Genomic DNA, 15,799 nt, shown 5'->3' on the forward strand with positions numbered 1-15,799 from the left:
TTATTATTCATTTGAACAAGCTTAAGAAGTATAGTGTATATTGGATGAAATTTGGTGGTTATTGTATGATTGCAATGGGAATATTGTTATATATGGATGGGATGAAATGGTTAACACGGGTCATTTCACCAATTTTTGGCGATTTTCAAGGTTTTTAATAGTCTCGCCTTGATGTATAATAATAGATAAGAAGTAAGGTAGCAAATTACCTTTGGAGTAGAAAGATTAGAAAGTACGTGACATGGTTTGTCATATTTTGTGACAAAATTGATTGAAATTATCATAAAGATTCGCTATATTGGAAGAAGCGTTATAAAATATATTTATTTTAAGATATTGTGTTTTTGGTTGTTGAGGAGGAAGCAAGATGGCTCGAATATTGATTGTGGATGATGCAAAGTTTATGAGAATGACTCTCTCGAATATTTTAACTAGATCAAACCATGAAGTAGTTGGTGAGGCTGAAAACGGGAAGGAAGCAATAAGATTATATCGTGAATTAGATCCGGATTTGGTCACAATGGATATTACAATGCCTGAGATGAGCGGATTAGATGCTGTCAAAGAAATTAAGAAAGAATTCCCGCAGGCAAAAATTATTATGTGTTCGGCAATGGGACAACAAAAAATGGTCGTAGAGGCAATTGAAGCAGGTGCAAAGGATTTTATCGTTAAACCTTTTGATGATACGCGAGTATTAGATGCAATAAATCGCGTTTTAAAATAACGAATAGGGAAGTTGGTAGAAGGATATGATTTTTTCGTATCCGTTTTTTTTTGTTATTACGTGTAGGGTAAAGTCCATAAAAAATGGACAGGGGAGTAAGGATAATGGTAAGATTAAACATATTAAAATGGTATAGATAATAGGTAAGTAAAGGGGTTTTTCTATGACTTCTGTCATAATTTCAACATGTATCGCAGTATTTATGGGTGTCTTTTTTATGATTATGAGAATGAAAGCGGCTACGAAGCCTGTTTCACCTAAAAAAATTATTCTTCCACCTTTTTTTATGAGTACAGGAGCTCTGATGTTTGTCTTCCCTTATTTCCGTATTTCAGGACAGGAAATATTAGAAGCGGCTATTGCCGGAATTGTATTTTCATTTCTATTAATTAAAACAACGAAATTTGAAATTAAGGATCAAGATATATATTTAATCAATTCGAAAGCATTTATCTTTATATTATTTGGACTTTTAGCCATTAGAATTATTGCTAAATTTATTTTAAGCAGCTCCATCGATGTTGGCCCATTAGGGGGCATGTTCTGGATGTTAGCTTTCTGTATGATTGTACCTTGGCGTATTGCGATGTATATCAATTACAAAAAGCTAGCAAAAAATTTAAGTACCGTACATTAAGTTAATAACGTTAAGACTAGCTGGAGATATGTGAATTCCAGCTAGTTTTTTTTATTCAGGCACCGGGTACTATCAACAAGCTTTAAGAAAACAATCTTTATTTATGAGCTAGGATCTAACAACTATGAAGCTACCTCTTAATTGGTAATATTTAACGAGTGAAAAAAAATCCTATCGCTGAAAATTAACTAGTGAAAAAGACTTATTTTCTAGTATAATAGTAGAATCATCATAAAAATGGAAATTATCTTTTATTTTAAGGCTGTTTTCTAAAAGATTGTTGTTTTTTCAATAGAAAAAAAATTAGATGGAAAAATGGAGCAGCCAGAATACAAGTAGACGCCACGGGGATTAGCGAGACAGTCTGAGAAGAAAGCAGGAGCGTGAGCTGTGAAGCGGCTCAGCGCGAGCACCACGGAAAGCGAAGTGTATTCCGGCTGCGGGAAATAGAAACAAACTTTAGGAAAACAGCCTATTTTAAATAAGTGTTAACTGGTTGATTGAGAAGGGGAGAATAAAATGAGATTTACGATTACAAAAAAATTGGGGTTAGGTTTTCTTTTAGTTATTATATGTATTTTAATTATCGCTTCTCTTTCCATTGCACAAATTGCAAAAGTAGATAAAAACTATTCGGATGTCATTGATCAGCAAGTAAATAAAGTGATTATCTTGAAAAACATGAAAATCAATATGCTGCTTCAATCAGACGGAATAAATGGGTATTTACTTACAGGGGAAACTTCCTATCTAACGAATTACGATAGTAGTTCGAAACGACTAGTTAATAACTTTGAAACGTTAAATAGTATGGATAATATTGCTTCTAGTAATGAGCTTATTGAGAGCATACAAAAGCTTCAGTCAGATTTTTTAGTACTAGGAGATAAGGCTGTGCAGGAAAAGATTTTAGAAAATGAAGAAAATTATCTTCAATTAATTAATCAATCTAATGAGATTCGGACACAATTTAATAATGAAACGGATCAGTTAATTAAATATGAAGAAACGAGAATGAGTGAAACAAGAGACAAGGTTGCAAGTGATACAAATTTTTATATTTATATGGTAATAGGAATAAGCGCTTTTGCTATGTTATCGGCAATCATACTCGCTGTTTGGATTAGTAGAACGATAGCTAGAGGAATGAAAGAATCTTCTTCCATTATTAAAAAAGTTAGTGAAGGTAATCTAACCAAGCAAGAAGTAAAAACAAAGCGAAATGATGAATTTGGAGAAATGGTTCGCTCATTGGGTAAAATGAACGATGAACTAGGTGTGATCATTCAAGAAGTTAGAGACACAGCCAATATCGTTACTGCTAGTAGTGAGGAAATGGAGTTAAGTGCAAAACAAACGGCGGTTGTTGCGGAACAGGTTTCTAGCATTTCGGAAAAATCAGTAGAGCAAGTGGAAAGTCAAATGAATCAATTTCAAATTGCCGTACAAAATTATGATTTAATGAATAAAAGCATGGAGGAAATTACAGAGCGCAGTTATAGCATGAAGGGAAAAATGGCGACGGCAATGCAAAAGGCACAAGATGGAAATCGTTCTATTGACGATGTAGTTTATAAAATGAAGGACATTAGTCATTCTGTTGAGGATTCATCGATTATCATCAAAATGTTAGAATCAAAGTCAGCAGAAATTAAACAAATTGCAGCATTAATAACAAATGTTGCAGAACAAACAAATCTATTAGCCCTTAATGCGGCAATTGAAGCCGCAAGAGCAGGGGAACATGGAAAAGGATTTTCTGTTGTTGCTGATGAGGTTAGAAAGCTTGCGGAAGAAAGTAGTAATTCTGCTCATTTAATACAACATGTTACCGATAGTATTCAAAAAGAAATAAGCTCTGCGATTGACGGGATGAATAAGACAAACTCAATTGTAAGTGCAGGACTAGAAGGAACGGAAAAAACGAGTGTTGCATTTATGGAAATTTTTCAATCCATTTCCGATGTTTCAGAAAATGTAGAAGAAGTAACAAAGGAAATAGTGGAATTATCATCGAATAGCAAGGAAATGAAAAAGATTATGGAAAGTGTTCATACAATTTCATCCGAAAGCATTTCCTATACGCAAGAAACATCTGCAGCAACAGAAGAACAGCTTGCATCCATGACAGAAATGACAGATTCAGCTAAAAAGCTGTCCGAAATTGCGTCCAGACTTCAGAAAACGGTATCCCATTTCACCTTATAATTAGCTAATTATGGATAGAGTCAATCATTCTTTTGTAAAGCAAAAAATGATTGACTCTTTTTCGTTTATGAATAGCAACAATCATGTAACCATCCTTCTTCCATGTATCTACCGGAAGTTAATTTGATTTATCCTTTTGAACCGTTTGTTTCACAAGCTGGTGCCCGAATACAGATACACCTGCAGCTATAATTCCATTCGTAACTGCTTCAAAGCTAAAACCATATGCAAAAGTTGCTAACACAATAGAAGCGAGGAGAAGAATCCAAATGATGGACCAATTAGGGATAATGGGTGTTTGTTTAAGTGCATAGCCAATGATCCATAGAACCGGTACTAATATATAATAATGATCAAGTAAAAAAGACTGTAACCATTCCACAGCATTTTTCCCTCCTTTATTCCTATATTGTTAGCATATGCTAAAAAAAGAATAATGATTGTTTGCATAACGATCCCTCCCATTTGTAATCATTCTTTTTTATTCATTCCATTTAAAGGATTGGATAAAAAATCATCTTATTTTTTTCAAGGAACTGTCCTTTCTTCTACCTTCTTTCTATTTAATAAATGAAAGGAGGTGATACAGATGGCAGAAGCAATTTGGAATGAATCCAGTATGAAGATAATGTTTCAAAACGGTTTGAAGGAAAATGGGGATCCTAATTACATTACAAAGACGTTTAAAAATGTCAAACAAACGGCAACTCCTGAGCAGATGTTAGTGGTAGCAACAGGGTTAGCAACACTGGTCAGTTATACTTTGTATTCCGTTGAAAGAAATGACACAACAGACATTATTGAGTCGTAATAGACTCAAACGGCTATTAGTCTCTACTGAATGAAATAATAAAAAAGTCAGAAAGGAGAATCTTAAATGGTGAAAACATTAGAATTAACCTTTGAAACAAGTAATGGTAAGTCAACAAAGATATCCCTTGAAAGTCCTGTTGAGCCAGTGAATTCCGAACAGGTAACAACGGTTATGCAAAGTATTATTGCGGCTAACGTGTTAACTAGCACAAACGGAGATTTAGTTGCCGTAAAAGGGATACGCCTCGTCGAAAGAAATGTGACAGATTATGAGATTTAAGGAATAACGTGATATGCTCTACTAAATAATAATTGCTTCAGGGCTATTAGTATGGATACTAGTAGCCCCAAGTAATAATGCTGAGATTCTATTAGGAGGAGATTATATTGGAAGAGTTGATCCCCTTTATAAGCCAGGTAGGATTTCCAATTGTCATCAGCTTTTATTTGCTGAATCGAATTGAAACGAAACTGGATATAATGATCACATCAATTCAAAGCTTGCCTGAATTAATCAAAAAATAGAAATCTCTTATTTCTCTCTATTAATTATAATTTTTCGAAAAATGAAAGGGTTTTCTATTGACAATAATAGCTAAAAATGTTAAATTTACATTAACCGTTATTAACGTATTTAGTATGTTATTTATTGCTCGACTACTATGGTTTGAGAGATTAATAGTCCAATGCTATGCGCTGAAAATGGTAATTTAAAGATGAAGCTAGCAAAGCTTTTTTAGGAGGATTTTTTCACATGAAAAACGGTAAAGTTAAATGGTTTAACGCAGAAAAAGGATTTGGTTTTATTGAAGCGGAAGATGGAAATGATGTATTCGTTCACTATTCAGCGATTCAAGTGGAAGGCTTTAAATCTTTAGAAGAAGGCCAAGACGTTTCATTTGAAGTAGTAGAAGGTGCACGTGGACCTCAAGCTGCTAACGTTACTAAAATATAATAATAGCGATTCCTCATATAAAAAGGGTCAGACCTCAAAAAGGTCTGGCCTTTTTCTATTTTGGCTTAGAATGAATAATGATACGTGTAAAACAGAGCATTTACTTATATAGAAATAATTGGTTTCCTGCGACACCATTCCTTGTAATAGAAAATGTTTGCTATAATAATAGAATATAGCTTTTATCCTCTTGAAGAGGAAGTGAGTCCCATTAATATAGATAAGAAATTTTGAATGGGCAGCTTTAATTGTTTAATGAACCATCAGTAGGATGGAGATTCGCTTTTTTTGAATTGAATGATAGTAAAAATTAATGACTGAATTTGTTTTTAATGAACATAGAGGTGATATTGTGAAATTTATTCATACAGCAGATTGGCACTTAGGGAAATTAGTGCATGGATTATATATGACAGAGGATCAACGTTTTATGCTGCAACAATTCAAGAAGTTAGTGGAAAAAGAAAAGCCGGATGCAGTCATAATAGCAGGGGATTTATACGATCGTTCCATTCCGCCAACAGATGCCGTAAATTTACTTGATGAAGTTTTGTATTTTATCAATGTGGAGTTAAATACACCGATTCTTGCTATCTCCGGAAACCATGATAGTGCAGAACGGTTATCTTTTGGAAGTTCTTGGTATCAGAAAAATCAATTTTATTTAAATGGAAAAATCGAAAATAGTTTTGCTCCTGTGTCGTTAGCCGGGGTTAATTTCTACTTAGTACCTTATTGCGAACCTGTTGTAGTCAGAAAACTATTAGAGGATGATACAATTCTAAATCATCATGATGCAATGAAAGCGATTGTTGGTAAAATCGAAAATAATTTGAAGGCAAATGAACCAAATGTATTGATAGGTCATAGTTTTGTACTTGGCGGCAAGACGTCTGATTCTGAACGGATTTTATCTGTAGGAGGATCAGGCTGTGTTGGCGCAGAATTGTTTGAAGCATTTTCTTATACAGCATTAGGTCATTTGCATAGCCCTGATGCCATTAATCATGAAACGGTTAAATATTCTGGCTCTTTAATGAAATATTCTTTTTCAGAAGCGAAACAAAAGAAAACTGTGTCGATTATTGAAATGGATGAAAAAGGGAATTTCACACAAAAATATCATGCTCTCTCGCCGCAAAAAGACATGAGGGAGTTAGAAGGCCATTTAGAAGAACTATTACATGTTCATTTTTATCAGCAACAAAAAGTAGATGATTATTTGAAAATTACGCTGCTTGATGAAGGTGCGATACTAGATCCGATTCAAAAGCTAAGACAAGTGTATCCGAATGTACTTCACTTAGAAAGGAAAATTGAAAATAAGGATCGGAAAGAAAAGTCTGTCTTGCAGATTCAAAAGGAAGTACAGAAAAATGAACTTGAATTATTTGCATCCTTTTATGAGGAAATGACGACGGCTTCTTTTTCAGAAGAGAAAAAGGACTGGATGGCGAGTGTCATTAATCAGGTTCTAAGAGAAGAGGGACAAAAATGAGACCATTAAAACTTACGATGCAGGCATTTGGTCCATATGCCCATAAGGAAGTCGTTGATTTTACCGTTTTAGGCAATCGTACGATGTTTGTTATCTCAGGAAAAACAGGATCAGGAAAAACAACCATTTTTGATGGGATTAGTTATGCAATATACGGAAAAGCAAGTGGGGAAGATCGAAATGGTCCAGAGTTAAGAAGTCAGTTTGCTGATGATTCCGTGTTAACAGAAGTCAGTTTTGAATTTAAATTAAAGGAAAAACGATATTTAATCAGTCGATCTCCTCAGCAAGAGAAGAAAAAGGAAAGAGGAGATGGATTTACGACAATTGGCGCGAAAGCAGAGCTATTTACGTTTGATGAAGATGGAAAGGAATTACTCGTTGCATCGTCCGTCCGTGATGTAGATGAAAAAGTGAAGGAAATTATGCAAATTGATAGCAATCAGTTTCGCCAAATCCTCATGATTCCGCAAGGCGAGTTTCGCAGATTGCTTACGTCAGACAGTAAAGAAAAAGAAAATATTTTGCAGCGCTTATTCCATACAGAAATGTATAAACGTATTGAAGATAGATTAAAGGAGCAAGCGCAGGGGTTAAAAAAAGAAGTCGAGCAAAAGGTTTTATTGCGGAGTAATGCATTGTCTAAAATAGCTGCTGTATTTAATAAAGAATTAATGGAGCTGATACAACAAGGCAGTGACAACGATGTTGCTATTCTTCCACTTTTAGAGCAAGAAATAGAGTTAATGGGGGAAGAGGTAGGAAAATTACAGACGAAGCTGGAGCAAAAAAATAAAGACCGAGATGTAATTAGACAACATTTATATGAAGCGGAAGCCATTATAAAACAAATGAAGCTAAAAGAGGAGCTTTCTAACCGTTTAAAGGAGTTGGAAAGTCAAAAAAAGGAATATACTGAAATAGAATCGAAAATCGATTTGGCACAAAAAGCAGCTCTGCTTGCTCAGCAAGAGGAAATTTGCCACCATTTAAAAAAACAAATCGATGACAGCAAAACAGAAGAGAAGGAAATTCGGACCGCTTTAGAAACTATTCAAGCTCAATTAATGGAAGCGGACCAACAATATAAAGAAGAATTAGCAAAGGAAGAGGAGCGGAAGCAATTAGCTAATTACCTTGTTAGCCTGAAAAACATGGAAAAGGATGTTGTGCAATATGCAGAAGTAGAAGGGAAGCTTCTCATATTAAAAAAAGACATGGAAAACCTTGTCTCTAAACAGGAAATACTCCAAAGACAACGTAATGAGAAGGAAACAACCATTCAAAAGTTTAAAGAACGGATAAGACAATTAGACGGAATGAAGGAATTGCTTCTTGATAATAAGGACAAGATTCGAAATCTGCAAGCTCTATTAGAGCGAATAAATGATTATATAGAAGTAGCGCATGCTGGATTGAATCGAAAGGCTGATGCCGAAACGAAGAAACAAATCCTAGAGAATACTTTGAGGAGATTTGAGGATGCAAAGATATTAGTAGAAGAGCTAGAGAATAAGTGGATTGCCAATCAATCGGTTATTTTAGCAGCTAGCTTAAAGGAAGAGGAAGCTTGTCCAGTATGCGGAAGCATGCATCACCCAAGCCCTGCGGCAAATCTGCTTCATGATGAAGAATTCTCTGAGGAAGATCGCAAAAGTGCAAAAAAAGATTTCGAGATAATAGACAAGGAAAAAACGAAAGCGGAAGCGGCTTGGCTTGAAGCAAATTCGCAATGGAAATGGTTAGCGGAAGAGGCGCAAACTAAGCTGAAGAAGGTTGTCGATATTTATCCTTCGTTTACAGAGAAGGATAGCTCAATTGCAGCAAATTCGATTAAAAATCAGCTCCAGGAAATAAGTCTAGAACAAAAGAAATTAGAGGAACAAACAGCGGAGTTAGAAAAAATGAAGCAATCGCTCTCAGATATGGAGGGACAATTCCAGGAAGTGCTAGCTCAGCTGGAAAAAACAGCTGAGGTGCTACAAGGAACAACAATTGAATATACAGAGCAAAACACAACTTTGAAAAAAATGAAAGATACAATTCCTTCCGACTTGCGGGAATTATCTAAGTATAAAAAAGTGTGCCAGGACAGCTCTCTGCAATTAGAAAAACTGGAAGCTCGATTTGCAACGGCGCAAGAAAAGGTGCAGTACACGAAAGAAAAATGGCAAAAAGAGTCGGTTCGTTTAGAAAGTATCGAAAAACAAATCAAGCAGTTATCTGATAACTTACAGACAGAAAGAGATATTTTCTTAGAAAGAATGGCAAAGCAAGGTTTTCCATCCTATCGCTCGTATGCAGAAAGCAAACTGGATGATCAAAAAGTCGAGCAGCTCAAGGCAGCGCTACAAGCATATCGCGAAGAGTGTCGTTCTGTTTCTGATCGATTAAAGGATTTAGAAGAAGCTCTTAAAGATATAATTGTTCCAAATATGGAGGAGCTGCAGACCAAACTAACAGCTATTATGGAAGAAGCAAATCAAGTACAGCAAGAATATACGAATATGCTCATAAAACAAAAAGAAAATAAAGAAATCCAGAATCAAGTAGTCGAAATAAATCGGAAGGTAAAAGAACTAGAAAACCAATTTAAGCTTGTCGGTCACTTATATGATATTTCAAGAGGGCAAAACGCACAGCGAATTACATTTGAACGATATGTACTTGCATCCTTCTTAGATGAAATTTTGCTACAAGCGAATAGCAGACTTAATAAAATGACAAGTGGCCGGTATCAGCTTGTCCGAAAAAGTGATCGCTCAAAGGGAAATGTGCAAAGTGGCTTAGAGCTACTCGTATTTGATCAGTATACTGGACAAGAAAGACATGTTAAAACCTTGTCCGGAGGGGAAAGCTTTAAGGCAGCATTATCATTAGCACTTGGTCTTTGTGATGTCGTGCAAAATTTTGCTGGCGGAATTTCCCTTGAAACGATGTTTATTGATGAAGGCTTTGGAACATTAGACCCAGAGTCATTAGATCAAGCAATTGAAACACTGATGGATATCCAAAGCTCAGGTCGATTAGTTGGAGTAATATCCCATGTTCCTGAATTAAAAGATCGAATGGAAGTTAGACTAGAGGTAATTGCAGGACAAACTGGAAGTACCACGCGCTTTGAATATTTACGATAAACAGAAGGGCGTTGTAATTGGTTAAAGCGGTGCCCGATTTAGCGTTGGGAAAGAGAAAAGGTAAACGAAGTTACCTGGTATCTTTCTCGCATTATTTGAAATCATTTACAGATATCAAAAAAATCATTTAAAACATCATCAGAAGCTGGGAGCATTATTTTGCGAAATAAAAGAAAGAAACGTGGGAGAACCATCTTTATATTTTTAATTTTTATCTTTATTCTTCTATTATATTGGAAATTAAATCAGCCAGAATATAGTGATGTACCAATGCCTACTGAAATGAATCCAGTTGTAAACGAAAAGAAAGACATTCTTGTTCAGAAGGCTGGAGATATTGGAATTCGTGTAGTGATTACAGAAGACTTTAGAAGTGTAGAAGAACAGGACCGTTTATATGAACAAGGAAGAACGACAGAAGGTTCAATCGTAACCTATGCAAAGGGTGGGGAGTCCTATCATAATTATGGATTGGCTATAGATTTCGCTCTTTTGGATATTAATGGGGTAGTCATCTGGGATATGAATTATGATGGCAATGGAAATGGCAAAAGTGATTGGTCTGAAGTAGTGAAGATAGCTAAAGCTTTGGGTTTTCAATGGGGAGGAGACTGGGCTAACTTTAAGGATTATCCACATTTTCAAATGGATTTTGGATTAACGATTGAAGACTTGCAAAAAGGCAAAAGACCTGAATAAAAAAAGGAGGATGACTCATAATAATTGGAGTCATCCTCTTTTTCTTACAAAATTTTTAAACTAATTCACTTAGTAAATAATGATAAATTAATTCTCCTGTTGCCTCAACAGAAGTAAAGTGAGTACGTTCATAGGCATGAGAGGAATCGATTCCAGGACCGATTAATGCATGTTTGATATCATGTCCAGAACGGATTGCAGCAGAAGCATCTGAGCCATAATATGGATAAATATCTAATTGATACGGAACCTCATGCTTATCCGCTAATTGGACAAGATGTTTTCTTAAAGCATAATGGTACGGTCCGCTGGCATCTTTTACGCAGATGGATACTGTGTACTCGTCTGTTGATTGCCCGTCTCCCATTGCTCCCATGTCTACGGCCATATATTCAACTGTTTCTACAGGTATATTTGAGTTTCCTCCGTATCCAATTTCCTCATTATTGGAAAGAAGGAAGTTTGTCGTATATGGTAATTCAATGTTATTTTCTTTAATCTGTTTCATTAATAACAAAAGAATTGCAGCACTTGCTTTATCATCTAAATGTCTGGATTTAATGAATCCAGAAGGTGTAATTTCTACACGTGGATAAAAAGAAACAAAGTCACCTACAGAAATGCCGAGTTTTTTCACATCATCTTGATTTTTCACGATTTCATCAATTCGAACTTCCATATTACTTTGATTACGTTCTGCAGTTCTAGCTTCTTTATATACATGGACAGATGCTTGGTGAAGGAGGATGGTTCCTGTATATGTCTTGCCTGAAGAAGTTTCAATTACACAATTTTCTCCTTCAATGCTGTTGTATGTAAAACCGCCAATTAAATCTAAGCGAAGTCTACCATTTGGCTTGATTTCTTTTACCATTGCTCCAAGTGTGTCGACATGGGCAGTAAGCATGCGCTGCTTGTCTGTAATTTTACCAGGGATCGTTGCAATCAAGCCACCCTTATTATTTTTATACGTAGAAATATTGGCAGCTTGTAAATATTCCTCCATTCGTTGAATAATTGCTTCTGTATTGCCTGATGGACTTGTAACATTCAATAATTGCTCTAATAAAGCTAAATACTCTGTTTGATCAATATGTATCAAGTGAAATTCCTCCTTTTACTATCTATTCCATTATACTATTAAAAAAATGAATATTAAATAAGCTCGTTCGCTGTTTGGCTAACTTCCTAACAGGGTAGAAAGAGAGTGTTTGTGAGTATTTACCATTTTCTTTTTGAAAAAAATCTGCTATTATTCATTCTTGTCGAAAAAACACAAAACTTGTTCTTTTGTCCCTTTTTTTCGTATAAATATAGATATTGCTGGAAATATTCATTAATTTAATGTAAGATGTGATTAATTTGAAATCTACTCCATTGTAAATTTACATTAAAAGGAAGTAAAAGAAATAACTAATTTGTAAATGATGTGATATAATGGATTACGTCATTTTCATTTAGCTGCTACTTCAGGATGAACAAAAAGAAGGGTAGTATCATATGTAAATAGAGTAGCTCTATTTAAGGGAAAATAAACAAATTACATTAAAAAATTGTAAATTTTGAATTGAGGTGAACGGGATTGAAAGGTACAGCAGAATTATTTCGTAAATTTTTAGCAAAACATTCTTCTTTCTTTTTAATCGCCATATTTTTATTTTGGATGAAAACGTATATAGGATATAAGGTAGAGTTTAGCATAGGTGTAGAAGGACCTATGCAGGAATTTCTATTATTTATTAATCCGTTAAGCTCCGCACTGCTCTTTATCGGACTTGCTTTATTCGTTAAGGGAAAATTACAACCTGTATATATTACGATTAATACAGCATTAATGTCAGCTCTATTATATGCAAACATTGTGTATTATCGCTTCTTTACAGACTTTATAACCGTTCCTGTTGTTATGCAGGTGAAAGTGAATGGCGGACAATTAAGTGATAGTATTTTATCGCTACTTAAGCCATATGATATTCTTTATTTCCTAGATGTTATTATTTTAATCGTATTATTAGCAACAAAAGCGTATAAACCTACTATACAAAAAAATAGAAGAGCAGCAAAATCTGTTTTTGCGCTAGCGATTTTGACATTTGTTATTAACCTAGGTTTAGCAGAGGCAGACCGCCCGCAATTATTAAGTCGTTCATTTGATAGAAACTATTTAGTGAAATATTTAGGTGCTTATAACTTTACTGTATATGACATCGTGCAAAATGCTAGATCTGAAAGCCAAAGAGCATTGGCAGACAGTAGTGATATTACAGAGGTGCAAAACTATATTAGTGCCAATTATGCAGAGCCAAATGATAAATATTTTGGGGTAGCAGAAGGTAAAAACGTAATTTATGTTTCATTAGAATCATTGCAAAGCTTTATTATTAATTACAAATTAAATGGGGAAGAAGTAACACCATTTTTAAATTCATTAATTGAAGATGAGAATACGTTCTATTTTGATAATTTCTTCCACCAAACAGGACAAGGGAAAACATCAGATGCTGAGTTTATGATGGAGAATTCCTTATACGGAATGTCGCAAGGGGCTGTTTTTGTAAACAAAGCACAAAATACTTTACAAGCAGCACCAGCAATCCTTAAAGGGGAAGGATATACTTCAGCTGCGTTCCATGGTAATTATAAGACTTTCTGGAATCGTAATGAAATGTATAAAACAATTGGATACGATTATTTCTTTGACGCAGAGTATTATGATATGTCAGAAGAAAATACGAAAAACTATGGAATGAAGGATATACCTTTCTTTGAACAGAGTATGCCTTTATTAGAAGGATTAAAGCAGCCATTCTATACAAAGTTCATTACTTTATCTAACCACCATCCATTTGAAATGGATGAAGGCGATACGGACTTCCCGGCAGGTGATTTTGGAGATAGCGCGGTAAACCATTATTTCCAATCTGCTCATTATTTAGATGAATCAATCCGTTTATTCTTTGAAGACTTAAAGGAATCTGGATTATATGATAATACAGTTATCGTTATGTATGGTGACCACTATGGTATTTCTGAGAACCATAATAAAGCAATGGCACAAGTACTTGGTGTTGATGAAGTAACACCATTTATGAACACACAACTACAACGGGTACCATTATTTATTCATGTACCAGGCGTAGAAGGAAATGTAGTAAGCAAATTTGGTGGCGATGTAGATGTAATGCCAACATTAATGCATCTTCTTGGTATTGATACAAAGGATTATTTACAAGTTGGTTCAGATTTACTTTCAGAAGAACATCGTGAAACAGTTCCATTTAGAAATGGTGACTTTGTTTCCCCAACACTTACAAAAATTGGTGATAACTATTATAATGCCGATGGTGAATTAGTTGATGCAGAACAAGGCACTGAACAAGCAGAAGCGGCAGCTGCAGAATTACAAGCATCTGACAGCATTGTTATGAAGGATTTATTAAGATTCCATACACCAAATGGATACACACCGATTAATCGTGAAGATTATAATTATATTAAAGGCTCTTCAACAACAACTGAAACTAAAGGGTCAGTCGAAGAATAAACGCAAAAAAAATCTCTTTCCAAATGGAAAGGGATTTTTTTTTGCGTTTATAAGCGCTATAATTGTTCAAAAATTTTTCACTAATATCTTTCAAAAAAAGGCTTGCGGGTTAAGTAGGATGAGAGTATGATAACTATGAATATTTCAGAAATTGAAATAATTTTGATGAGAAAAAGGATGATATAGGAATGATGGAATCAGAACAGACGAATTCAGAAAATGAAAGGCTAAGCATTAAGAATGGTGTTTACACAACGCTAATATTGAACATCTCTAATAATTATTTTCCTCTCTTTGCTATAAGTGTTTTAGGGGCAACCAATTATCAAGTTGGGTTAATTAGTTCACTACCGCAATTTATTGGCATGTTCGCGATGATGGTTGGTTCATTGATCATTAATCGACTTCAGGAGAAGAAGATGTTTACCGTATATTCTTTTTTAGCTGCAAGGCTTTTTCTAGTTGGTATTGCATTAGTTGTTTTTATACCTGATAAATATCAAGTGATCGTCTTTATTGTTTTGGTCGGACTTATGAATTTTCCTTTTTCGTTCGCTAATTTAAGCTGGCAGGCATTTATTGGTGACATTATTCAAGAAAATAGACGAAGTGGCTTTTTTAGTACGAGAAATAAAATGATGACGTTAATTGGTATGATCTCTACTTTTTTTATTGGTATATTTCTTCAGTTTTTTGATAAAACAGATTCTATGCCATATGTTGTTTTGTATTTTTTAGCATTTATATTTGGATTGTTGGAGCTGCATTATTTAAAACAGCATGTGGAGCCGAAAAAGCAAGAATTGCCAAAGGAAAAATCTTCATTATTCGGTATTTCTGTTTTTAAAAATAAATCTTTTTTGTATTTTATCATTAGTGCCTTGTTTTTTAATTTTGCTTGGCAAATGTGTTGGACCTTATTTAGTATCTATCAAATAAAATACGCTGGTGCGACAGGATTATGGATCAGTTTGTTTGCCGTTGCTAATTCTATTGGTCAAATTATTAGTTTTAAATGGTGGGCAAGAATGGCAGATAAACATTCCAATGCAAAGATGCTTATTTTAGTATCGATAGGAATGGCGGTCGCTCCTTGCATAACGATTGTTTCAACAAATTTAGTTTTTCTCGTAATTACAAATATATTTGCTGGTTTATTTGTCTCTGGAACTGTCTTAATGTTGTTTAATCAATTATTGGATGTGACAACAACGGATAACCGCGGTTTATGTATTTCTAATTATAATATATTACTTGCTTTTGTTGCCTTTATCGCACCGCAATTTGGCGTCTTTCTCTTGGAAACAACGAATATTTATACAGCTATGAATATTTCAGGATTTTTAAGAGCTTTTAGTGGGATATTTTTCTTTTTCCTTTATTTATATTTGAAGAGAAAAGAAGGGGTTACCTTTAAACGGAAAATGGCAAAAATATAAGTGCACATAATAAATCCCATATCCGTAAAGGATATGGGATGTCTATTCTTATTATAGTGGAAAATTGATTGAAGATATGTTAAAATAAATGAATCTTTTAGTGATATCATTTTAATAAAAATATTTATAAATTATCTATTAT

14 protein-coding genes and 1 pseudogene are annotated in these 15,799 nt (G+C 34.4%); 13 read left to right on the forward strand and 2 right to left on the reverse strand.

Features of this window, described 5'->3' with window-relative positions:
* From RTL21_RS04900 to RTL21_RS04915, 4 genes and pseudogenes are all read left to right on the forward strand, one after another.
* Positions 1-158: pseudogene (locus RTL21_RS04900) on the forward strand (cytochrome c biogenesis protein CcdA); the annotation flags it as partial.
* 209 nt (positions 159-367) lie between these two features.
* Positions 368-727 carry a response regulator gene (locus RTL21_RS04905; protein WP_312093896.1) on the forward strand — a complete coding sequence of 120 codons (360 nt, stop codon included), beginning with the start codon at positions 368-370 and terminating at the stop codon, positions 725-727.
* Between the two features lie 163 nt (positions 728-890).
* Positions 891-1,364: a CcdC family protein gene (locus RTL21_RS04910; protein WP_312093898.1), complete on the forward strand. Its 474-nt coding sequence runs from the start codon at positions 891-893 to the stop codon at positions 1,362-1,364.
* Positions 1,365-1,883: 519 nt separating this feature from the next.
* On the forward strand, positions 1,884-3,572 hold the full coding sequence (locus RTL21_RS04915) for a methyl-accepting chemotaxis protein (protein WP_312093900.1): 1,689 nt from the start codon (positions 1,884-1,886) through the stop codon (positions 3,570-3,572).
* A 118-nt stretch (positions 3,573-3,690) separates the two neighbouring features.
* Here RTL21_RS04915 and RTL21_RS04920 read toward each other — a convergent pair whose 3' ends face one another.
* The gene (locus tag RTL21_RS04920; protein ID WP_312093902.1) at positions 3,691-3,954 is read right to left on the reverse strand and encodes a phage holin family protein; all 264 of its coding nucleotides are present in this window, start codon (positions 3,952-3,954) and stop codon (positions 3,691-3,693) included.
* A 207-nt stretch (positions 3,955-4,161) separates the two neighbouring features.
* On the opposite strand from RTL21_RS04920, the gene RTL21_RS04925 reads away from it, so the two are divergent.
* The 7 genes from RTL21_RS04925 (at position 4,162) to RTL21_RS04955 (ending at position 10,674) form a co-directional block, all read left to right on the forward strand.
* Positions 4,162-4,383 (forward strand): DUF1659 domain-containing protein, encoded by a 222-nt coding sequence (locus RTL21_RS04925; RefSeq protein WP_312093904.1) that lies wholly within the window; start codon positions 4,162-4,164, stop codon positions 4,381-4,383.
* Positions 4,384-4,449: 66 nt separating this feature from the next.
* The gene (locus tag RTL21_RS04930) at positions 4,450-4,665 is read left to right on the forward strand and encodes a DUF2922 domain-containing protein (protein WP_312093906.1); all 216 of its coding nucleotides are present in this window, start codon (positions 4,450-4,452) and stop codon (positions 4,663-4,665) included.
* 107 nt (positions 4,666-4,772) lie between these two features.
* Positions 4,773-4,910 (forward strand): YvrJ family protein, encoded by a 138-nt coding sequence (locus RTL21_RS04935; protein WP_312093908.1) that lies wholly within the window; start codon positions 4,773-4,775, stop codon positions 4,908-4,910.
* Positions 4,911-5,139: 229 nt separating this feature from the next.
* Positions 5,140-5,340, forward strand: a complete 201-nt coding sequence (locus RTL21_RS04940) for a cold-shock protein (RefSeq protein ID WP_031537602.1) — start codon at positions 5,140-5,142, stop codon at positions 5,338-5,340.
* A gap of 352 nt (positions 5,341-5,692) precedes the next feature.
* Positions 5,693-6,838, forward strand: a complete 1,146-nt coding sequence (locus RTL21_RS04945) for an exonuclease SbcCD subunit D (RefSeq protein ID WP_312094023.1) — start codon at positions 5,693-5,695, stop codon at positions 6,836-6,838.
* Positions 6,835-9,975 (forward strand): SMC family ATPase, encoded by a 3,141-nt coding sequence (locus RTL21_RS04950; RefSeq protein WP_312093918.1) that lies wholly within the window; start codon positions 6,835-6,837, stop codon positions 9,973-9,975. The genes RTL21_RS04945 and RTL21_RS04950 overlap by 4 nt, the downstream gene beginning before the upstream one ends.
* 159 nt (positions 9,976-10,134) lie before the next feature.
* Positions 10,135-10,674 carry a M15 family metallopeptidase gene (locus tag RTL21_RS04955; RefSeq protein WP_312093920.1) on the forward strand — a complete coding sequence of 180 codons (540 nt, stop codon included), beginning with the start codon at positions 10,135-10,137 and terminating at the stop codon, positions 10,672-10,674.
* Positions 10,675-10,729: 55 nt separating this feature from the next.
* Here RTL21_RS04955 and RTL21_RS04960 read toward each other — a convergent pair whose 3' ends face one another.
* Positions 10,730-11,776: a M42 family metallopeptidase gene (locus RTL21_RS04960; protein ID WP_312093922.1), complete on the reverse strand. Its 1,047-nt coding sequence runs from the start codon at positions 11,774-11,776 to the stop codon at positions 10,730-10,732.
* 480 nt (positions 11,777-12,256) lie between these two features.
* Here RTL21_RS04960 and ltaS point away from each other — a divergent pair, with 480 nt between their 5' ends.
* On the forward strand, positions 12,257-14,218 hold the full coding sequence (gene ltaS / locus RTL21_RS04965) for a lipoteichoic acid synthase (protein ID WP_483870165.1): 1,962 nt from the start codon (positions 12,257-12,259) through the stop codon (positions 14,216-14,218).
* Positions 14,219-14,406: 188 nt separating this feature from the next.
* A complete protein-coding gene (locus tag RTL21_RS04970; protein WP_312093924.1) occupies positions 14,407-15,657 on the forward strand; it encodes an MFS transporter in 1,251 nt (416 codons plus the stop codon).
* The last annotated feature ends 142 nt before the right edge of the window (positions 15,658-15,799 follow it).

Origin of the sequence: Niallia sp., assembly GCF_031978665.1 — a bacterium.
Taxonomy (GTDB): Bacteria; Bacillota; Bacilli; order Bacillales; family Cytobacillaceae; genus Niallia.